17 protein-coding genes and 1 rRNA gene are annotated in these 20,453 nt (G+C 42.9%); 16 read left to right on the top strand and 2 right to left on the bottom strand.

From position 1 onward, the window contains the following. Window positions 1-74 precede the first annotated feature (74 nt). The 3 genes from ACYQ5K_RS05045 to ACYQ5K_RS05055 are packed head-to-tail and all read left to right on the top strand — an operon-like array spanning window position 75 to window position 5,711. Window positions 75-1,241, top strand: a complete 1,167-nt coding sequence (locus ACYQ5K_RS05045; protein ID WP_173688686.1) for a class I SAM-dependent methyltransferase — start codon at window positions 75-77, stop codon at window positions 1,239-1,241. A 36-nt stretch (window positions 1,242-1,277) separates the two neighbouring features. Next, window positions 1,278-3,797, top strand: a complete 2,520-nt coding sequence (locus ACYQ5K_RS05050) for a hypothetical protein (protein WP_173688685.1) — start codon at window positions 1,278-1,280, stop codon at window positions 3,795-3,797. Between the two features lie 24 nt (window positions 3,798-3,821). Further along, a complete protein-coding gene (locus ACYQ5K_RS05055) occupies window positions 3,822-5,711 on the top strand; it encodes a fructose-1,6-bisphosphatase (protein WP_173688684.1) in 1,890 nt (629 codons plus the stop codon). Window positions 5,712-5,828: 117 nt separating this feature from the next. Here ACYQ5K_RS05055 and ACYQ5K_RS05060 read toward each other — a convergent pair whose 3' ends face one another. Beyond that, window positions 5,829-6,692, bottom strand: coding sequence for a methionyl aminopeptidase (locus ACYQ5K_RS05060; RefSeq protein WP_173688683.1), 864 nt, complete (start codon window positions 6,690-6,692; stop codon window positions 5,829-5,831). Between the two features lie 307 nt (window positions 6,693-6,999). Between ACYQ5K_RS05060 and ACYQ5K_RS05065 the strand changes: the two genes are divergently transcribed. The 8 genes from ACYQ5K_RS05065 (at window position 7,000) to ACYQ5K_RS05100 (ending at window position 14,582) form a co-directional block, all read left to right on the top strand. Then, window positions 7,000-8,076 (top strand): 6-phosphofructokinase, encoded by a 1,077-nt coding sequence (locus ACYQ5K_RS05065; protein WP_173688682.1) that lies wholly within the window; start codon window positions 7,000-7,002, stop codon window positions 8,074-8,076. Between the two features lie 14 nt (window positions 8,077-8,090). Next, the gene (dnaX, locus tag ACYQ5K_RS05070) at window positions 8,091-9,659 is read left to right on the top strand and encodes a DNA polymerase III subunit gamma/tau (RefSeq protein ID WP_173688681.1); all 1,569 of its coding nucleotides are present in this window, start codon (window positions 8,091-8,093) and stop codon (window positions 9,657-9,659) included. A 21-nt stretch (window positions 9,660-9,680) separates the two neighbouring features. Next, window positions 9,681-10,031, top strand: coding sequence for a YbaB/EbfC family nucleoid-associated protein (locus ACYQ5K_RS05075; RefSeq protein WP_195231097.1), 351 nt, complete (start codon window positions 9,681-9,683; stop codon window positions 10,029-10,031). A 16-nt stretch (window positions 10,032-10,047) separates the two neighbouring features. Then, window positions 10,048-10,644, top strand: a complete 597-nt coding sequence (gene recR, locus ACYQ5K_RS05080) for a recombination mediator RecR (RefSeq protein WP_173688680.1) — start codon at window positions 10,048-10,050, stop codon at window positions 10,642-10,644. A 57-nt stretch (window positions 10,645-10,701) separates the two neighbouring features. Further along, window positions 10,702-11,802, top strand: a complete 1,101-nt coding sequence (locus ACYQ5K_RS05085; RefSeq protein ID WP_173688679.1) for a LacI family DNA-binding transcriptional regulator — start codon at window positions 10,702-10,704, stop codon at window positions 11,800-11,802. Window positions 11,803-12,065: 263 nt separating this feature from the next. After that, a complete protein-coding gene (gene fsa / locus ACYQ5K_RS05090; protein WP_055249322.1) occupies window positions 12,066-12,722 on the top strand; it encodes a fructose-6-phosphate aldolase in 657 nt (218 codons plus the stop codon). A 94-nt stretch (window positions 12,723-12,816) separates the two neighbouring features. Further along, window positions 12,817-13,653 (top strand): transketolase, encoded by an 837-nt coding sequence (locus ACYQ5K_RS05095; protein ID WP_173688678.1) that lies wholly within the window; start codon window positions 12,817-12,819, stop codon window positions 13,651-13,653. Next, the gene (locus ACYQ5K_RS05100) at window positions 13,641-14,582 is read left to right on the top strand and encodes a transketolase family protein (protein ID WP_173688677.1); all 942 of its coding nucleotides are present in this window, start codon (window positions 13,641-13,643) and stop codon (window positions 14,580-14,582) included. Before ACYQ5K_RS05095 ends, ACYQ5K_RS05100 begins: the two co-directional genes overlap by 13 nt. 171 nt (window positions 14,583-14,753) lie before the next feature. On the opposite strand, the gene ACYQ5K_RS05105 is transcribed toward ACYQ5K_RS05100, so the two are convergent. Beyond that, on the bottom strand, window positions 14,754-15,554 hold the full coding sequence (locus ACYQ5K_RS05105; RefSeq protein ID WP_055297637.1) for a hypothetical protein: 801 nt from the start codon (window positions 15,552-15,554) through the stop codon (window positions 14,754-14,756). Between the two features lie 192 nt (window positions 15,555-15,746). On the opposite strand from ACYQ5K_RS05105, the gene ACYQ5K_RS05110 reads away from it, so the two are divergent. The 5 genes from ACYQ5K_RS05110 to ACYQ5K_RS05130 all read left to right on the top strand — a co-directional run. After that, window positions 15,747-16,346, top strand: coding sequence for an HD domain-containing protein (locus tag ACYQ5K_RS05110; protein ID WP_055297638.1), 600 nt, complete (start codon window positions 15,747-15,749; stop codon window positions 16,344-16,346). A gap of 66 nt (window positions 16,347-16,412) precedes the next feature. Continuing rightward, window positions 16,413-17,549: a LysM peptidoglycan-binding domain-containing protein gene (locus tag ACYQ5K_RS05115; RefSeq protein ID WP_173688676.1), complete on the top strand. Its 1,137-nt coding sequence runs from the start codon at window positions 16,413-16,415 to the stop codon at window positions 17,547-17,549. Window positions 17,550-17,617: 68 nt separating this feature from the next. Continuing rightward, a complete protein-coding gene (locus ACYQ5K_RS05120; RefSeq protein ID WP_173688675.1) occupies window positions 17,618-18,796 on the top strand; it encodes a DUF5711 family protein in 1,179 nt (392 codons plus the stop codon). Window positions 18,797-18,805: 9 nt separating this feature from the next. Then, window positions 18,806-19,717: a CvpA family protein gene (locus ACYQ5K_RS05125; protein WP_195231107.1), complete on the top strand. Its 912-nt coding sequence runs from the start codon at window positions 18,806-18,808 to the stop codon at window positions 19,715-19,717. A 425-nt stretch (window positions 19,718-20,142) separates the two neighbouring features. After that, window positions 20,143-20,453: ribosomal RNA gene (locus tag ACYQ5K_RS05130) — 16S ribosomal RNA — on the top strand; the annotation flags it as partial.

The raw sequence follows: 20,453 nt of genomic DNA on the forward strand, positions 1-20,453 counted from the left end.
GCGCTCTATTTTATTTCGCTTTACAATAAAAACTGGATTCGTACATATAACCTAAAATGTAAGGGGAAATTAAAATGGAATCATTGAATAATATCTTAAAAAAGAGTTTAAATAAAGAATTTTTATCAGCAATAATCAGCAACCCACGTGAAAAAGGCGGAATTGTAAAGATTAAGATCCGCCCTGTGGAGCATAAAGACAATATTTTGTATCAGTGCGAAGAACACCGGAACAACCAGGTATTTCACCACAATCTGAATGAAGAAGAAGCGGCAGGATATATTGAAAATGCCATGCAGGAATTCAAACAGATGCAGATGGAGACCAGAAAATTCCGCTATCAGGTTCTGGTCAGCAAAAAAGGGAAAATGACGATTCAGAGACGGCTTCAGACCGGGAGGTTTAAAGAGATTGATCTGTCACACAACCGGAAGAAGCATTATATCCTGGAGGAAGGAAAAGCAGTTCCATTTTTACAGGATCTGGGAGTTATGACAAAAGATGGGGAAATCGTGCGGACAAAGTTTGATAAGTTCCGCCAGATCAACCGTTTCCTGGAGTTTATCGAGGATGTACTTCCGGAGCTTCCGAAGGACAGGGAAGTAACGATTCTGGATTTTGGATGCGGCAAATCCTATCTGACATTTGCAATTTATTATTATTTGCATGAGTTAAAGGGTTATGATATCCGGATCATCGGACTGGATCTGAAGACGGATGTCATTTATGCATGCAACCAGCTTGCAAAAAAATATGGCTATAGAAAACTGAAGTTTATGGAAGGAAATATTGCAGATTACACCGGCTCTGATGAAGTGGATATGGTCGTGACGCTGCATGCCTGCGATACCGCTACCGATTTTGCACTAGCAAAAGCAGTTGGCTGGAAAGCGAAGGTCATTCTTTCGGTTCCGTGCTGTCAGCATGAAGTGAACCGCCAGATTGCAAATGAAACACTTGCACCGCTGTTTTCTTACGGACTGATCAAAGAGAGAATGGCAGCTCTTGTCACGGATGCTATGCGTGCAGAATATCTCAAGAGGGAGGGATATGACACACAGATCCTGGAGTTTATCGATATGGAGCATACACCGAAGAATATTTTGATACGGGCCATTTACACGGGAAATAAAGGAAAAAATACAGAGACAATCCGCGCATGTGAAGAAATGCTTCACATCGATCCAATGCTGGGGAGATTATTGGATCAGCAGAATGAAGAGGGAGAAAAAGGAGTATAAATTTAGCAGATTAAGATAAAGGGGACTATAATTACAATGTTTAAAAAGATAGCAATAAAGACAGGGGTACTGACTACTGTATTTATTCTTGCAGTTATCGTATCCAGTTATGTGACGAACAGAGGCAACACTGATATGAGTGCAGATATGGGAGGTGCAACACTGCCAAGAATATCCTTTATGACAGAAGGCTATGAAGTGAACTCACTGCCGGGATATAAAAGCGATATGACGCTTACTTCGATGCGTGATACACTGACACCCGTCACAAATAACCAGCTGGATATGAACATTGCAAAATATGATAACCAGATCCAGAAGGTTTACTGGCAGGTATATACACTGAACGGGAAAAAATGTATTCAGGAGGGAACCATTAAAGACGTTCAGGATACAGTAACTTTAAATTTCAGGAATACGAAGATCCTGAAAGAAGAGAGGATTTTGAAAGTAACCTTGTACCTGGATAATCAGAATATTTATTTTTATACCAGGATCAAGAATTCGGCAGATTGCAACTATAAGGCAAGCCTGGATTTTGCAAATAATTTTCACAGTGCGGCGCTTGAAGGTCAGGGCGATAAGATTGAAAGCTATCTGGAGACAGATACAGATTCCGATGCGGACAGTTCCACCTATCAGGAGGTCACACTTGCATCTACACAGGCACAGGTGCTTTGGGGATCACTTGCACCGCAGGTATCCGGAAATGTGTACTGGGAAATTAAGGAATGCAATGAGAATTATACATCGCTTGTCCTCAAATATCAGGTAAAATGTGCCGGGGATACGGATTATGCAGACCGGCTTTACAGTGTAAAGGAATTCTTCCGGATCCGCACCGGCGAAGACGCACAACAGTATCTGCTTGATTATGACCGCACGATGAATCAGAGATTTGATGGTAAGACAACTGCGCTGAACCAGAAAGGTGTTCTTGTTGGGATTGCGCCGACGGAACTGGAGTATGAGACTAATACAGATGGAACCATTGTAGCATTTATAGAGGATAACCAGCTCTGGCATTATGATAAAAAAGCGGATGAAATGTCGCTGGTATTCGGCTTCGCAGATGCGGAAAACATGGATGTGCGTACATTATGCGATCTGCATGATATCCGCCTGATTTCAGTAGATGAAAAAGGCAATACCACATTTACTGTAGTGGGGTATATGAACCGCGGTGTACATGAAGGGCAGGTAGGTGTAGCAGTCTATTATTTTGACGCAGAAAAAAATTCAGTTACGGAAAAAGCGTTTGTCCCTAGTGAAGACGGATATTATCTGATGAAAGAGGATCTGGGTAAATTTGTATATTACAGCAATTCTGATGAAAATCTTTATGTAATGATAGATGGTACGTTGTATCTTGTGAATCTGAAGGACAACACCAGAGAGGTGCTGGTGAAAGATCTGGAGGAAGGGCAGTATCAGGTTTCACCGGATGGGCATCTGCTTGCTTACCAGAGTGAGGGCGGAAAGATCAATGAGTCACAGAAGATCATTGTCCTGAATCTGAAGACAGGAAAATCCTTTGATATTACATCCGAAGGAGATGAATATATCAAACCGATCGGATTTATCCGTAATGATTTTGCCTATGGAACACTCCGCGGAAGCGATGTGGGAACCAATGTATCCGGACAGAATGTATATCCGATGTATAAGGTGGATATTATCACGCAGAAGCAGGTGGTTGCAAAGACCTATGAGGTACAGGATTTTTACATTCTGGATGGCTATGTGGCAGACAATATGATGACACTTAACCGGGTGAACAGAAATGAGAATACCTATATTTCAACGACAGCAGATTACATTACCAACAATCAGGAAAAGGAAGAGAGCAATATCACAGTAGAGACCTACAATGATGATCTGAGGGGAACCCTGGTTCGTCTGACTTATGAAAATGGAATCAAAGACAGCAAAGCAAAAATTTTAAAACCAAAGCAGGTATTGTTTGATAAACCGATGGTTGTCAGCTTTGATAAGCCGAAGGTAAAGAATCAGTATTATGTATATGCACTTGGCAGTCTGCAGGGTGTGTATGAAAAAGCATCTTATGCGATCCAGGAAGCGGAGAAGATAAAAGGCGTGGTCATTTCTTCGTCGCAGGAATATGTGTGGGAGTCCGGAAATACGCCGAATATTTATGAAGTAAATAATATGGATGAGTTCCGGGCAGGAGAAGGTGAGAGTACACTTGCAGCGTGCCTGAACCGGATTCTTAAGCTGGAAGGCGCAGAAGATATAAATGCATCAAAAGAGCTGGAAAATGGAAAGCCGCCGGCAGAAATCCTGACAGAAGCAATCGGTGGAGAAGGGTTTGATCTGACTGGATGTACACCGGAAGAAATCCGCTATACGATCAGCCATGAGACACCGGTGATCGCAATGCTCAGTGCGGATCACGCGGTACTGGTCATCGGATACACGGATGCGAAGTATGCTTATCTGGATCCGGCAGACGGAGAGCGTCATTCCGCAACACCGGATGAGATGAAAGGTCTTGTAAGCGGCAGCGGAAATGTATTTATCGGATATGTAAAGTAAAAAATAACCGGATGGAGGAAGAAAATGAAAGATGAAAAATATTTAGAACTTCTGGCGGAAAAGTACCCGACAGAGCAGGCTGTGTGCCGGGAGATCATCAACCTGAAGGCAATCTTAAGTCTGCCGAAGGGAACCGAGCATTTCATGAGTGACTTGCACGGAGAATATGAAGCATTCTGTCATATATTAAATAACTGTTCCGGCGTGATCCGGGAAAAAGTGGATCTGCTGTTTGGAGATACCTTATCTGATCTGGACAGAGAAGAAATCTGTACCCTGATCTATTATCCGGTTGAGAAGCTTGCGCTGATCAAAAAAGAAGGGAAGAACAATGAAGAATGGTATCGTGTGATCCTGGGAGAACTGATCGAGATTGCAAGATTATTTTCTTCCAAATACACCCGTTCTAAAGTAAGGAAAGCGATGCCGAAGGAATATGCATATATCCTGGACGAGCTGATCCATGTGCAGAAGGATGAGGATGACAACCAGCTTATCTATCACCGCAATATTTTGGATACACTTCTTGAGCTTCAGAATGCGGATGAGTTTATCGAAGTACTGGCAGGTCTGATCAAACGTCTTGCGGTGGATCATTTACATATTGTCGGGGATATTTTTGACAGAGGTCCGTGTGCCGACCGGATCATGGATCTGCTGATGACGTATCATTCGATCGATATTGAGTGGGGAAATCATGATATTCTCTGGATGGGAGCTGCGGCAGGGAACAGAGCGTGTATTGCCACTGTGATCCGGAACAATCTGAAGTATGATAACATGAAGATCCTGGAGAACAGTTATGGCATCAGCCTTCGGAATCTGACTTTATTTGCAGAGAAGATTTATCCGGGGATTGATCCGATGAAGGCAGCTTTAAAAGAGATTTCTGTACTCCTTTTTAAACTGGAAGGTCAGGTGATCCTGCGTAATCCGGATTATAAGATGGAGGATAAGCTTCTGCTTCACAAGGTGGATGTGGCACGTCAGACGGTGGAAATTGACGGAAGAGAATATGACATTAAAGAAGAGACTTTCCCGACAGTCAATTTTGCGGCAGAAAATTTGGAGGATGTATACCGGCTCACCGAAGAGGAAGAGCAGGTAGTCGAAGGTCTTGAGATGGCATTTGTGAACAGCATCCGTCTGCGCCAGCACATTGATTTTCTATATAAAAAGGGAAGTATGTACCGGATCTTTAACAACAACCTCCTGTATCATGGCTGTGTGCCACTTGATGAGAGTGGTAACTTTGAAGGAGTTGTATTTGGAAAGAAGCGTTATCGTGGAAGGGATTATCTTGACTATGCGGAGCATATTGCGAGAAGAGCCTGGTCAAAAGATGCGAAAGAAAAAGACAAAGACTTTATGTGGTATCTGTGGTGTGGTAGAAAATCACCTTTGTCAGGCAGAAATATCAAGACCTTTGAGCGGACTTATGTGAAGGATGAGGCAACCTGGCATGAAGAGTCGAACCCATATTACAGATTTTATGAAGAAGAAAAGGTCTGCAATATGATTTTACATGAGTTTGGCCTTTATTCTGAACGATCACATATTATCAATGGGCATACCCCGGTCCGGACTTCCAAAGGGGAGCATCCGGTTCGTGCGAACGGAAGACTGATGGTGATCGACGGAGGATTCTGCAAGAGTTATCACAAGACGACCGGTATTGCCGGTTATACACTGATCTTCAATTCCCACGGAATCCGGATCAAGTCACACCAGCCATTCCAGAGTGTATTTGCGGCACTGACGGAAAATAAAGATATTGAGTCAAAATCGGAGCTGGTAGAGACTGAGAAAGAACGTCTGATGGTACGGGATACGGATACAGGAAAGAAGATAAAAGAAGATGTCGAAGCGCTGAAAATGCTGCTTCGGGCTTATCGCGAGGGAGATCTGGAGTAGAGATTTAAAAGAATAAAATAAAAGCTGACATTCTAACTAATTAAAATTAGTATAAATTGTCAGCTTTTTTATACGCATTTTTCAAAAGACAAGTGTTTTAGATGCTTAAAGGGCACGCTATTTTGTCATAACAACAGCACCATCATCTGTGATGCGGACCATGTATTCTACCTGAGCAGAAAGTCCGTCATCTTCAGTATAAACAGTCCAGTCATTATCTTCATCAACGAAGAATTCCGGGCTGCCTTCATTGATCATTGGCTCGATGGTAAAGATCATACCCGGAACCAGAAGCATTTCACTTCCTTTTGGTGTTACATAGCTTACCCAAGGTTCTTCGTGGAATTCAAGACCAACACCATGTCCGCCAATCTCCTCTACAACAGAGTAGCCGTTTTCTTTTGCGTGGGTGTTGATCGCATCTGCGATATCTCCGAGATGATTCCATGGTTTTGCCTGCGCAAGTCCAAGTTCGACACATTCCTGTGTGACACGGACCAGTCTTTCAGCACGTTCGCTGACCTTGCCGATTATGAACATACGGGATGCATCTGAGAAATATCCGTCCAGAATGGTAGATACATCTACATTGATGATATCGCCTTCTTCCAGGATGATATTTTCATCCGGAATACCATGGCAGATCTCGTTGTTGATCGAGGTACATACACTCTTCGGGAATCCCTGATAATTAAGCGGTGCCGGAATTCCGCCGTGTTCGGTTGTATAATCATAAACTAATTTATCAATTTCGGCTGTACTCATGCCTGCGTGGATATGGGCTGCTACATGATCAAGTACGGCAGTATTGAGATCTGCACTTTTCTGGATTCCTTCAATCTGAGGAATGGTCTTGAGCATATCTCTTGTCGGAACGATTTCTCCTTTATCTGCATGATATGCGATCTTTTCTTCGATCATAAGATGGCATTTTTTGTATTTTTTTCCGCTGCCACACCAGCACAATTCATTTCTTTCCATGAGAATACCTGACTTTCTTTTATAAATTTTTACGTGCAGAGTCTGATGTGATCACAAAAACCAGATGTATGCCTGCACTAACTGTTTCACTTCTATAATATATCCATTTCAGGTCAAAAAGTCAATCTGTGCAGGACGTATTTCGCCAGATGCAGTCCAAAATGACAGAACTGGATGTGGTATGTATCCGTTTTGAAGCAGAACTATTGCTTGTATAGGACTCTGGAATCGGTTATAATACAAAGGGATTATAACTGAAAATAACAGACTGATATTGGAAAGACGAACAGGGAAAGGATGGACAATTATGTTTAGAATTGGAATGCTTACCAGTGGTGGAGATTGTCAGGCACTGAACGCGGCAATGCGCGGTGTCGTAAAAGGACTTTGTTCAAAACGGAATGATGTGGAAATTTATGGATTTCAGGATGGATATAAAGGACTTATTTATTCAAATTTTGAGATGCTGACAGCAAAAGATTTTTCGGGAATTCTTACGATGGGTGGAACGATTCTCGGAACTTCCAGACAGCCATTTAAACTGATGCGCGTACCAGGACCAGACGGGATAGATAAGGTCGAAGCAATGAAACATACTTACCATAAGCTGAATCTGAACTGTCTGGTAGTCCTGGGAGGTAATGGAACACATAAGACTGCGAATCTGTTAAGAGAAGAAGGACTGAATGTGATCACACTTCCAAAGACGATCGACAATGATCTGTGGGGAACGGATATGACATTTGGTTTCCAGAGTGCGGTAGATATTGCAACGGAGGCGATTGACAGGATCCACACAACAGCAACCTCACACAGCCGTGTGTTTATTGTTGAGGTTATGGGACATAAAGTAGGATGGGTGACACTTCATGCCGGAATCGCAGGCGGAGCAGATATCATCCTGCTTCCGGAGATACCTTATGATGTAGACAATGTAGTTCGTGCGATCAAGAGCCGTACAGAAGCAGGAAAGCATTTTACGATCATTGCGGTTGCAGAAGGTGCGATCACAAAAGAAGATGCAGCCCTTCCGAAGAAAAAATTAAAAGAAAAACAGGAAAAGAAGGACTATCCGTCTGTAGCATATGAGCTGGCAGAGAAGATCCAGAACCGTATGGATCAGGAAGTTCGTATTACTGTGCCGGGACATACACAGAGAGGTGGAAGTCCGTGCCCGTATGACCGTGTGCTTGCAACCAGACTGGGAGCAGCAGCAGCGGATCTGATCTTAAAAGAGGACTACGGATATATGGTAGGAATTAAAAACGGCAGCATCCGCAAGGTTCCGCTTGGTGAAGTTGCCGGTAAGCTGAAGATGGTAGACCCGAAGGCGGATATCATCAAAGAAGCCAAGATTGTCGGAATCAGTTTTGGTGATGAGTAAAGGAGTAATTTAACATGTCATATACTGCCCTGTATCGTAAATTCCGTCCTGCGGAATTTGAAGATGTAAAAGGACAAGATCATATTATCACAACACTGAAGAATCAGATAAAGGCAGATAGAATTGGACATGCATATCTGTTCTGTGGCACAAGAGGAACCGGAAAGACTACTGTAGCGAAGATTTTTGCAAAAGCAGTCAACTGTGAACATCCGGTAGACGGAAGTCCCTGCGGGGAATGTGCCATGTGTAAAAATATTGCAGCCGGTATTTCCATGAACGTCATTGAAATCGATGCGGCTTCCAACAACGGTGTAGACAATATCCGTGAGATCAGGGAAGAGGTATCCTACCGTCCGACAGAGGGACGATATAAGGTGTATATCATCGATGAAGTGCATATGCTTTCTATAGGTGCGTTTAATGCCCTGTTAAAGACGCTGGAAGAACCACCGGAATATGTGATCTTTATCCTTGCAACGACAGAGGCACACAAGATTCCGATCACGATTTTATCCAGATGCCAGCGCTACGATTTCAAGCGAATTACGATCGATACGATCGCGGCGCGTCTGGATGAACTGATGAAAAAAGAACAGGTTGAGGTGGAAGAAAAAGCGATCCGTTATATTGCGAAAGCGGCGGACGGATCCATGCGAGATGCTTTAAGTCTTCTGGATCAGTGCATTGCATTTTACCTTGGGCAGAAGCTGACCTATGATCATGTCCTTGAGGTTCTTGGCGCTGTGGATACTGATGTGTTCAGCAGACTTCTCAGACAGATCATCAGTCAGGATGTGGGAAAGGTCCTTGCTACGGTGGAAGAGCTTGTGATGCAGGGAAGAGAACTGACACAGCTTGCAGCAGATTTTACCTGGTATCTGCGCAATCTTCTTCTGGTGAAGACTTCGGATAATATGGAAGATGTACTGGATGTATCAACAGAAAATCTGGCACAGCTGAAAGAGGAAGCACAGATGATTGAATCCGGAGTGCTGCTCCGGTATATCCGTATTTTTTCCGAGCTGACAAATCAGCTCAAATACGCAACACAGAAAAGAGTGCTTCTGGAAGTAACACTGATCAAGCTTTGCAAACCGCAGATGGAGAGTACGAAGGACAGTCTTCTGGATCGGATCCGTGCACTGGAAAAACAGGTAGAAGAAGGAAATTTTGCAGCTGCGCAGCCACAGGAGAGGGTTGTTTATGTAAATGGTGAAGCACCAAAGCCACAGTCAAAACCGCAGCTTCCGAAAGCACTGAAGGAAGATGTAAAGCAGGTGGCATCAAATTTCAGGAAGATTGCAAACGAAGCATCAGGAATGCTTAGAGGCTATCTGAAGCAGGCAAGACTCAGCGTGGACAATCAGGACAGACTTCTGATCGTTCTGCCGGATGAGATCAGCGCCAGCGTGGTAGGAAGCGAAGAGCATAAGCAGGAATTAAAAGATCTGATTGAGAAAAAAATCGGCAAGACTGTGGAGATTGATGTGCGTCAGGTGGAAAACGGACGCCATTTTGAAGACAGTTTTGTGGATATAGAAAAAGTGATCAATATGGAGATCACGATTGAAGATGAATAATAATTAGGAGGAGTTATAGTTATGGCAAAAAGAGGAGGATTTCCGGGAGGCGGAATGCCGGGAAATATGGCAAATTTAATGAAGCAGGCTCAGAAGATGCAGAAGCAGATGGAAGAGCAGGCAAAAGAGATGGAAGAGAAAAGTTTTACAGCAACTGCAGGCGGCGGAGCTGTTGAAGTTATTGTAAACGGTAAAAAAGAAATACAGAAAGTAAAACTTCAGGAAGAAGTTGTGGATCCGGATGATGTAGAGATGCTGGAAGACCTGATCATGGCAGCAGTCAATGAAGCACTTCGTCAGGTTGATGAGGCCAATACTTCCGCTATGAGCAAGCTGACTGGCGGACTTGGCGGAATGCCGGGAATGTTCTAGAACGGGAGTGTAAAAGATGGATTATTACAGCAGTCAGATCAGTAAATTGATCGAAGAATTATCAAGACTGCCTGGTATCGGAGCAAAGTCAGCCGGAAGGCTGGCTTTTCATATCATCAATATGCCGAAGGAACAGGTAGAACAGCTTGCAGCGACACTGGTAGATGCAAGAAATAATGTAAGATACTGCAAGGAATGCTGCACGCTTACTGATAAAGAATTATGCCCGATCTGTGCCAGCGAGGAGCGGGATCATAAGACGATCATGGTTGTGGAAAATTCCCGCGATCTTGCAGCTTATGAAAAGACCGGAAAATATAACGGTGTATACCATGTACTTCACGGCGCAATTTCTCCGATGCTGGGGATCGGACCTGGAGATATCCGGTTAAAAGAACTGATGGAGCGTCTGCAGGGAGATGTAGACGAAGTGATCATTGCAACCAATTCCAGTCTGGAAGGGGAGACCACGGCAATGTACATCAGCAAACTGATCAAACCGACAGGAATCAAGGTCAGCCGGATCGCAAGTGGTGTGCCGGTTGGCGGCGATCTGGAATATATTGATGAAGTGACGCTTCTGCGTGCACTGGAAGGACGTACAGCACTTTAGGTAACTTAAGGATTGCGAGGAGTGCCGGAAACGTATGCATTTGAAAGAAGTAAAGATATGAGAAAGAAGAAAGTAACCTCTTCGGATATCGCATATGCGGCAGGTGTGTCGCAGGCAACGGTATCCATGATCCTGAATAAAAAATATAATGTATCATTTTCAAAAGAAACGATTCGTAAAGTGGAACAGATCGCAGAAGAGATGGGATATGAAGTACCGAAAAGAAAGACACGCAGAGAAAGCAGAAAAGAAAAACTGATCGTCGTATTTTGTTCCAACCTCACGAACCCTTATTATGTTATGCTGCTTCAGGGGATTGAATCCCGTGCAAAGGAGCAGGGATATGGACTGTTTGTGTGTAATACCCAGAGGGATCTGAAGATGGAGGAGCGGTATCTCAGGATGATGCATGAGCTGAAACCGCTTGGTATTATCTATACCTGCAATCCAAGCCATTGTTTTATGGATACGATAGAAGAGCTGGCAGAAAAAATTCCGATCGTAATTATCAATAACCAGAATGAGCATCTGAATGTGGATGCAGTGGAACTGGATAATTCCAAACTCGGAAGGATGATGGCAAAGCATCTTCTGGAACTGGGGCATCGGAAAGTGGCATATATTGCACCACCACTTACAACCAGACAAAAGCAGCGCTCAAAAAGGGTGGAAGGATTTCTGAAAGAATTTGATGCCGTTGGATTAAAAGGCAATGTGATCATCAAGGCAGCAAATGAGTCGATCGATATGAACATCCCGAATATCGACTCGGAGTATAAGATCGGATATGATCTGACGAAAGAGCTTTTGAGAGAGCATAATGATATTACTGCAATCGTCGGATTAAATGATATGATCGCATTTGGGATCCTGGATGCACTTCACGAAGAAAAATATAAAGTTCCGGCAGATATTTCCGTAATGGGATGTGATAATACACTGTTTGCGAAGATGCATAAGGTGTCGCTGACAACGATCGAGCATTTTGTCATTTTCAAAGGACGGGATGCCTGTGATATCATTATGAAAAAGATTCTTTCACAGAACAGCCAGTATTCAGAGATCCAGCCGATCAGCACCTATCATGTAGAGTATGAACCCCGTCTGATCGTGCGTGGAACGACGTCCTATGCGAAAACAAAAAAAGGGAAAAATTAGTTTAAATCCAAAAAATATTAGTAATATTTCATAATTTAGGTCTTTAAAAACACTATAAAATAGAGGATTACTCAAAAACAGTATTGAAAAATTACTAATAAAATAGTTAATATTAACATGAAAAATTACTAATAAAAACATATGGCTATTGACCTGCCAGAGTAAATTGCGATATAATTTAACCAAGTCAGGCAATCAGATAAAAAGAGGGATTCCTGATAACGGAAAATACGAATTTTCATGTTCATAAGGAGGAAAACGAAATGAGATTTTTCATCGACACAGCAAATGTGGAAGACATTAAAAAAGCTAACGATATGGGAGTTATCTGCGGAGTTACAACAAACCCGTCACTGATCGCAAAAGAGGGACGTGATTTTAAAGAGGTTATCGCAGAGATCGCATCTATCGTAGACGGACCAATCAGTGGAGAAGTAAAAGCAACAACTACTGATGCAGAAGGTATGATTGCAGAAGGTAGAGAAATCGCTAAGATCCATCCGAACATGGTAGTTAAAATTCCGATGACTGTAGAAGGACTGAAAGCTTGTAAAGCTCTTACAGCTGAAGGAATCAAGACAAATGTAACACTGGTATTCACAGCAAATCAGGCACTTCTTGCAGCAAGAGCAGGGGCTACATATGTATCGCCGTTCCTTGGACGTCTGGATGATATTTCTGTACGTGGAACAGAACTGATCGAAGAAATCGCTGAAATGTTTGCAGCGGCTGGAGATATTAATACACAGATCATCTGTGCGAGCGTCCGTAACCCAATGCATGTTACAGAATGTGCACTTGCAGGTGCTGATATTGCAACTGTTCCTTACAAAGTAATCGAGCAGATGACACATCATCCGCTTACAGATGCTGGTATCGCAAAATTCCAGGCTGATTACAAAGCAGTATTCGGAGAATAAGATTTACAATCAGAATAATTTACTGTCGGAAGAGCATGAATCTGCGCTTCCGACAAAGTGACTAAAAATAAACTATTTCAGGAGGCATATTTTCATGAACAAGTCAGAGCTTATGAAAACTGCAAATGAAATCCGTAAGAGCATCGTGACAGCAGTGCACGCTGCCAAATCCGGACATCCGGGCGGATCTCTGTCAGCAGCAGACATCTACACATATTTATATTTTGAAGAGTTAAATATCGATCCTAAGGATCCTAAGAAAGCAGACCGCGACCGTTTCGTTCTTTCCAAAGGACATACAGCTCCGGGATACTATTCTGCACTGGCACACAGAGGATTCTTTCCGGTAGAAGACCTCAAAACACTTCGTCATACAGGATCTTACCTTCAGGGACATCCAGATATGAAGCACATCCCTGGTGTTGATATGTCAAGCGGATCTCTGGGACAGGGAATCTCAGCTGCTGTTGGTATGGCTATTTCAGCGAAACTCAGCAATGATGACTATCGTGTATACACACTTCTCGGAGATGGAGAAATTCAGGAAGGACAGGTTTGGGAAGCTTCTATGTTAGCAGGATTCAAAAAACTGGACAACCTGGTAGTCATTGTAGATAACAACAACCTTCAGATCGATGGACGTATTGATGAAGTAAACTCACCATACCCGATCGACAAGAAATTTGAAGCATTCAACTTCCATGTAATCAATATCGATGGACATGACTTCGATCAGATTGCAGCTGCTTTCAAAGAAGCAAAAGAGACAAAAGGAATGCCGACAGCTATCATCGCCAAGACTGTAAAAGGTAAAGGCGTTTCCTTCATGGAAGACCAGGCTGGATGGCATGGAAAAGCTCCGAACGATGAAGAATACAAGATCGCTATGGAAGATTTAGAGAAAGCAGGTGAAGCATTATGTCAGAAGTAAAGAAAATCGCAACAAGAGAAAGCTATGGTAATGCTTTAGTTGAGCTTGGAAAACTGCATGACGATGTCGTAGTACTTGATGCTGACCTTGCAGGAGCTACAAAGACAGGAACATTCAAGAAAGCATTCCCGGAAAGATTTATCGACTGTGGTATCGCAGAAGGCAACATGATCGGTGTTGCAGCTGGTATCGCTACAACAGGAAAAGTTCCGTTCGCAAGCTCATTTGCAATGTTCGCAGCAGGACGTGCATTTGAACAGGTTCGTAACTCTGTTGGATATCCGAAGAACAATGTTAAGATCGGTGCTACACATGCAGGTATTTCCGTTGGTGAGGACGGAGCTACACATCAGTGTAACGAAGATATCGCTCTTATGAGAACAATTCCGGGTATGGTAGTGATCAGCCCGGCAGATGATGTAGAAGCAAAAGCAGCAGTATTTGCAGCATACGAACATCAGGGACCGGTTTATATGCGTTTCGGAAGACTTGCAGTACCGGTAATCAATGACAATCCGGATTACAAGTTTGAGATTGGAAAAGGAATCGTGCTTCGCGAAGGTAAAGATGTGACAATCGTTGCAACAGGACTTGAAGTAAGCGAATCACTTGCAGCAGCTGAAAAGCTTGCAGCAGACGGAATCGATGCAAAGGTGATCAATATCCATACAATCAAACCATTAGATGAAGAACTCATCGTTGCAGCAGCAAAAGAGACAGGAAAAGTCGTTACAGTAGAAGAACATTCTGTCATCGGCGGGCTTGGAAGCGCTGTATGTGATACACTTTCTGAAAAACTTCCGACACCTGTTCTGAAGATTGGGGTTATGGATACATTCGGAGAATCTGGCCCGGCAGTAGAACTGATCAAGAAGTACGGACTGGATGCAGACAGCATTTACGAAAAAGTAAAAGCATTTGTAAAATAATAAAAAAGGATTCTGAGAATCCATAATAAAAATGCCAGAACCGGTGTAAACCGGGACTGGCATTTTTGTTATGGATGAAAGTTCTTAATCCGCTGTGGGAGTGAGAAGGATACAGCACCAGACCGGTGGTGCTATAACCGGTTATATTTTGAGAGTGGCATATTTCCCGTTCTAGGAAAATATTTTCCGTATAATACAGCTTACGAGTCCAACTCCGCATAATGGAAGAAGGATTCCTTTCAGACCTCCATACAGCTGCAGACCGCCGGCAAGACCAGTCAGTGGTGATGGAGAAGAAGGAATCAGATTCCAGAACATTCCGGCAGCAACTACAGTTACACCGATGAACAGGAAGGAGAAAAGCCCCCGTCCGGTATCGACACGCTTTGTTCCCCTGTCGCCATAAGCGCAAGGTCCGGTCAGCGCCCACAGGAAGAAAATAATCTCCATAATCAGCAGAAATGCTGCGAAGCCAAGGAAGGCACCGAGCGTATAATTCCTGGCATTTACCGCTGTGGCAAGTGAACCGTATACCGGATAACTGCTCCAGAAATTCTTGAAAATAATAAATGCAATTGCGGCGATCATCAGAAGCGTTACGCCACGGGCTCCGATCTGCAGGAGTTTGCTGGTTACTTTTGCGCCGGTCTGCACGGTCTTTTTCACCGGAGTGGTGATGATCGAAGCGGATGGAGTGGAACGCTTTTTCCCGGAAGCTTTTGAACTGCCGTTTCCAGAGCTTCCGGAAGTACGTTTCCGGGCTTTTTCAGACCGCTTCTTTCGTGAATCCTCCGAAAGATCTTCGGTGAAAGAGTGTCCCTCCTTTTTTACTTCCTCGCTTTTGTTGATTTTATTTACATCTCTTTGAGATTTCTTTTTACGCCTTTTTACGGTATCCCGATCCGGTATGTCGTCCAGATCAATGATATCAAAGTCAGTATCGTCTGACAGGTCTTCATAAATCTGTTTCATGTTACAATCAGCCTCCTCATTTTAGTTTCGCCCTATTTTATACCAGGAATTTGAAAGAAACAATACGAATCACAGAAACATCACAAAATCATAAGGAATTCTTTAGAAAAGAATGAGGTGGAATGAAAGAAATTTTGGTATACTTAAAGAGTGTCGGGAAAAGTATACCGACAGAAAAAGAGGGAAACCCAAATGGAAAGATTACAGCAAACGATTACCGAGTTAAATGATAAATTAAAAAATGAAAATAAAACGCCGGAAGAGCTGGATGAAGAATTTGAGCAGTTTTATGAATGTATCAAAGACATTGCGACACATCCGGTTGTGCTGAGGATGAAGCTTTATCCGCACCACGGAGTGACGAACTGCTATCAGCATTGTCTCCACGTTTCTTATTATAATTATATCTGGTGCAAGGCACTGGGGCTGGATGCAGAATCGGCAGCAAGGGCCGGGATGCTCCACGATCTGTTCCTATATGACTGGCATACCCACGCCAAACGGACAGGAGACCGTTTTCACGGAATGACTCATCCGAAAAGGGCACTACAGAATGCCGAGAAATTTTTTGAGCTGAACAGTACGGAACGGGATATTATCATCAACCATATGTGGCCGGTCACACTTTTTTCTGTGCCGCGGACAAAAGAAGGATGGATTACGACACTTGCTGACAAATATTGCGGCAGTTTTGAGACTGCACAGCGGAAAGAGAGCGATCCGGTAAAGAAAAAACGGGGAATGGACAGGATTGTCGAACGATTTTCCTATTTAGTAGACACAAAGCGATAAAAAGTGTGTTTTCCATATGATACGATAGCCTAAACTACAAAATATGCAGAATGAGGTGAGAGTATTATGGAAAACAAATTTCCAAAAAATGTACGCCAGATAGGAAATGTGAGTGATACTCCGAAGATTTACGTGGAAGATTATGTAGATACATTTCTGAATCAGATTTGTGATAAAGCGGACAATAAACAGGTGGGAGCATTCCTGGTCGGGAAGAAAGAAGAAACAGAAGGGCAGGAATGTATCTATATTTTCGGGGCGATCTGCATGGAGATTTCCGAAGATGAAAATGAGACCATTTCGCAGGAAAATTTTGAGAAAGCAAAGCAGGAAAAACAGGAATATTTTGAAGAAGGCACACTGATTGGCTGGATGCTTTGCAGACCGGGCGTACGAATGCTGATCGACGGAAAAATATTTAAAGCACATGAAAAATATTTTTCCGAAAAAAATACCGTTTTCATATTAAAAGACAATGCGGAAATGGAAGAGCAGTATTATTGCTACAAATATAAAGAACTGATGCAGATTGGCGGGCATTATGTGTATTATGAAAAAAATGCTGCAATGCAGAGCTATATGATCACGGCGCGGAAAAAGATTGGCGTGACTCCCAGCGAAGTTGTGGAAGATAAGGCTGCAAAAGACTTTCGCAATCTTGTGAAAGAAAGAATTGAGGCGCAGGAACAGAAAAAATCTTCCGGACTGACGTATGTGGCAAGCGTGTTTCTGGTGATCGTGGTTCTAATCATGGGCGTAACAACGCTGAATAACTATGGGAAAATGAAAAGCGTTCAGTCGTCGCTGGAATTTATCCGGGATTCGCTCTTGAAACAGGACGGAAATAAAACGCAGAAAACCAATGGTACGGTAAAAGCGGCGGATGATCAGAAAAGCGAGGAATCTGTTCAGTCGGATCAGACAACAAATGATCCACAGACAGAAGTGCAGCAGGAACCGGAAGCACAGCAGGGAGAAGAATCAGACACGTCTTCCGCTGAAGAAGAGAAGACCAGTGAACCGGCAGCAAGCACAATGCAGGAGATGACGGAAGATATTTATATTGTAGAAAAAGGGGACACCCTTGCTAAAATCAGCAAAAAGGTATATGGAGACAGCGGACATGTGGATGCAATCTGCAGAATGAATGGACTGTCGGATGGAAACCTGATTTTTATCGGTCAGAAACTGATTCTGCCTTAGTTTTCTGTACATATGAATAAAAACTGTGGTATACTAACAACAAACTAACGACAGGAAAAGGACAGGTTATGGATGTGATTGTAAAGGTACGCGATCCGGAAGAAAACCTGGAAGAGAAGATAAAAGCGTACAAAGTGAAAAAAAGAATAAAGACGGCAGCAACAGTTCTGGCGTTTGTATTTGCCCTGATCAGCAGTTACCTGCTGGTGGAACTGCAGACCTATACAAACTTACGGACATTGCAAAGCTATAAGAATAAAGAGACAGAATCGGCTGACCTGAAGTATCTGCAATATGCAGACGGAATGCTCAAATACGGACGGGATGGAATTGCCTACATCAACAAAAAAGGTGTAGAGCAGTGGAACCAGTCTTATCAGATCAAGGATCCGGTTATCCGGATTTCGGGAAAAGCAGCTGCGGTTGCAGAGCGCGGCGGAAATGACATCTATGTCATGGATGAAAAGGGTGCAAAAGGAGAAATCCATACGAACTACCCGATCGAACAGATTGCTGTTGCGGAGAATGGAATCGTCAGCACGATTCTGAATAATGAAAATTCGCCAATGGTTGTGTGCTATGATGCGACAGGGAATGTACTGGTAGAGCACCGGGCTTCTCTTACCGGAACCGGATATCCGATCGGAATTGCACTTTCGCCAAATGGGACAAGACTTCAGATTTCTTATTTGTGTGTAGTGGATGGCGTAGAAGCAACCAGAGTCGGTTATCTGAATTTCGACAGTACCGATGAGGCGAACAAAGAATATCAGGTTGCGGATGATATTTACAAAAATATAATCGTTCCGACTTCATTCTTTATAGATGAGAAGAAATCTGTTCTGGTCGGAGATCAGTCATTTATGATCTATAAAGAGACGGATAAGCCAAAGCTTTCAAAGACAGTAAAGCTTGACAAGCAGATTAAAAGCTTTTTCCATGATGATGAGTATCTTGGCTTTATACTGAAAGAAGAAAGCGGAGAATATGAACTGCGTCTGTATGATATGGAAGGAAATCAGAAATTATCCAAGACATTTACCGGAGAATATGGAAATGTAAAGGTTGCAGATGGAAATGTTATCATGTATGACGGAACATCGTGCCTGATTTATTCCGGACTTGGTGTGAAGCAGTTTGAAGGAACGACGGAATATGAGATAAAAGAAGTGATTCCGATCTTTGGAATCAACAAGTACCTGGTGATGAATGCAGACGGACTTGCAGAGGTACGGCTTGTAAAATAGGAGTAGAGTATGGAAGTAAACATTTTATTGGTGATCGTTGGAGGAATTATAGCAATAGGGGCAATCGTGGGATTTGCAAAAGGTGCTGTCCGAATTGCGGTATCGCTTGGGGCGACGATTCTTACACTGGCAGTTGTATATTTTGCGACACCGTATGTGAGCAAAGCGATTTATTCACTTACGCCAATTGACGAGATGGTCGAGCAGCAGTGTATAAAGACGATGACAAAAGCATTTACAGGGGAAGCAGATACAGAGTCCGGGCTTACGGAAGAACAGGTGAGAGGGATTCTTTCGGCAGCGGGCGTTTCCGAGAAGACACTGGAGGCTGCCGGAATTACAGTGGAAGATATTGTAAATGGAAATGTATCCGACGAGATGCTACAGCAGTATGGAATTTCGCCTGATATTTTCAATGGACATGCATCAACTGAAGAAGTCAAGCAGTCGGTCATGGAAGCAGAAGTTCCAAAGCAGATGCAGATAGCAGCAATCGAGGGTGCAGATCTTCCGGATGTATTTAAGAATCTTCTTCTGGAAAATAATAACAGTGAAGTTTATCAGAAGCTTGGGGTAACGACATTTGCGGAATATGTAAGCAAATATTTTGCAAAGCTGGTTATCGAGATTATCGCGTTTCTGATAACATTCCTGTTTGCAACCATTGTGATAAGAGCGGTTGTGTTTGCGCTTGATTTTGTGACAGCACTTCCGGTTCTGGGAATTCTGAACAGACTGGCAGGAGTTCTGGTAGGGTCAACGATTTCATTTATTATAGTAGGGATCCTGTTTATCGTAATTACGCTTCTGTATACAACAACGATAGGAAAGCAGGCAATGGGAATGATCAGAGAAGATCAGATTCTTAGTTTTTTATATGATAATAATATAATTATGAAAATTGCAACAATGTTGAGATAAAAGGCTTGACAATAGAAACTGATAATGGTATTATAAAAATCCGTCACGGAAAAGTGGTGGATTTTTATTTGTAATAAGGGATGTAAGATAGTCCCCTGAAAAATAAAAATAAAAAACCTCAAAAAATGTGTTGACAAAGTGAAATACACATGATAATATATAGAGGTTGTCGCTGATAACAATAAATGAGCGATAAAAAATAATTTAAAAAAGTTGTTGACAAACATGAAACACTTTGATATAATATAAAAGCTGTCGCATGAAACGGCAACAACAAAAAAGAACATTGATAACTGAACAATAGACAACAAACCCTGAAAATTCTTTAAAGAGATTTTTCAAGAACGGACATCGAAAGATGTCAAACCAGAACAGTAAACAGGAACGAAATTGCTAGCAGTGATTTTGAACTGGATACAAACACTTTTAACGAGAGTTTGATCCTGGCTCAGGATGAACGCTGGCGGCGTGCTTAACACATGCAAGTCGAACGAAGCACCTGGATTTGATTCTTCGGATGAAGATCCTTGTGACTGAGTGGCGGACGGGTGAGTAACGCGTGGGTAACCTGCCTCATACAGGGGGATAACAGTTAGAAATGACTGCTAATACCGCATAAGACCACAGGGTCGCATGACCTGGTGGGAAAAACTCCGGTGGTATGAGATGGACCCGCGTCTGATTAGGTAGTTGGTGGGGTAACGGCCTACCAAGCCGACGATCAGTAGCCGACCTG

It is taken from the genome of Allocoprococcus similis (genome assembly GCF_054660775.1).

Bases quoted from the DNA above. Each gene is read 5' to 3' on its own strand.
- ACYQ5K_RS05045 (WP_173688686.1), top strand. From the start codon at position 75: ATGGAATCATTGAATAATATCTTAAAAAAGAGTTTAAATAAAGAATTT.
- ACYQ5K_RS05050 (WP_173688685.1), top strand. From the start codon at position 1,278: ATGTTTAAAAAGATAGCAATAAAGACAGGGGTACTGACTACTGTATTT.
- ACYQ5K_RS05055 (WP_173688684.1), top strand. From the start codon at position 3,822: ATGAAAGATGAAAAATATTTAGAACTTCTGGCGGAAAAGTACCCGACA.
- ACYQ5K_RS05060 (WP_173688683.1), bottom strand. From the start codon at position 6,692: ATGGAAAGAAATGAATTGTGCTGGTGTGGCAGCGGAAAAAAATACAAA.
- ACYQ5K_RS05065 (WP_173688682.1), top strand. From the start codon at position 7,000: ATGTTTAGAATTGGAATGCTTACCAGTGGTGGAGATTGTCAGGCACTG.
- dnaX (WP_173688681.1), top strand. From the start codon at position 8,091: ATGTCATATACTGCCCTGTATCGTAAATTCCGTCCTGCGGAATTTGAA.
- ACYQ5K_RS05075 (WP_195231097.1), top strand. From the start codon at position 9,681: ATGGCAAAAAGAGGAGGATTTCCGGGAGGCGGAATGCCGGGAAATATG.
- recR (WP_173688680.1), top strand. From the start codon at position 10,048: ATGGATTATTACAGCAGTCAGATCAGTAAATTGATCGAAGAATTATCA.
- ACYQ5K_RS05085 (WP_173688679.1), top strand. From the start codon at position 10,702: ATGAGAAAGAAGAAAGTAACCTCTTCGGATATCGCATATGCGGCAGGT.
- fsa (WP_055249322.1), top strand. From the start codon at position 12,066: ATGAGATTTTTCATCGACACAGCAAATGTGGAAGACATTAAAAAAGCT.
- ACYQ5K_RS05095 (WP_173688678.1), top strand. From the start codon at position 12,817: ATGAACAAGTCAGAGCTTATGAAAACTGCAAATGAAATCCGTAAGAGC.
- ACYQ5K_RS05100 (WP_173688677.1), top strand. From the start codon at position 13,641: ATGTCAGAAGTAAAGAAAATCGCAACAAGAGAAAGCTATGGTAATGCT.
- ACYQ5K_RS05105 (WP_055297637.1), bottom strand. From the start codon at position 15,554: ATGAAACAGATTTATGAAGACCTGTCAGACGATACTGACTTTGATATC.
- ACYQ5K_RS05110 (WP_055297638.1), top strand. From the start codon at position 15,747: ATGGAAAGATTACAGCAAACGATTACCGAGTTAAATGATAAATTAAAA.
- ACYQ5K_RS05115 (WP_173688676.1), top strand. From the start codon at position 16,413: ATGGAAAACAAATTTCCAAAAAATGTACGCCAGATAGGAAATGTGAGT.
- ACYQ5K_RS05120 (WP_173688675.1), top strand. From the start codon at position 17,618: ATGGATGTGATTGTAAAGGTACGCGATCCGGAAGAAAACCTGGAAGAG.
- ACYQ5K_RS05125 (WP_195231107.1), top strand. From the start codon at position 18,806: ATGGAAGTAAACATTTTATTGGTGATCGTTGGAGGAATTATAGCAATA.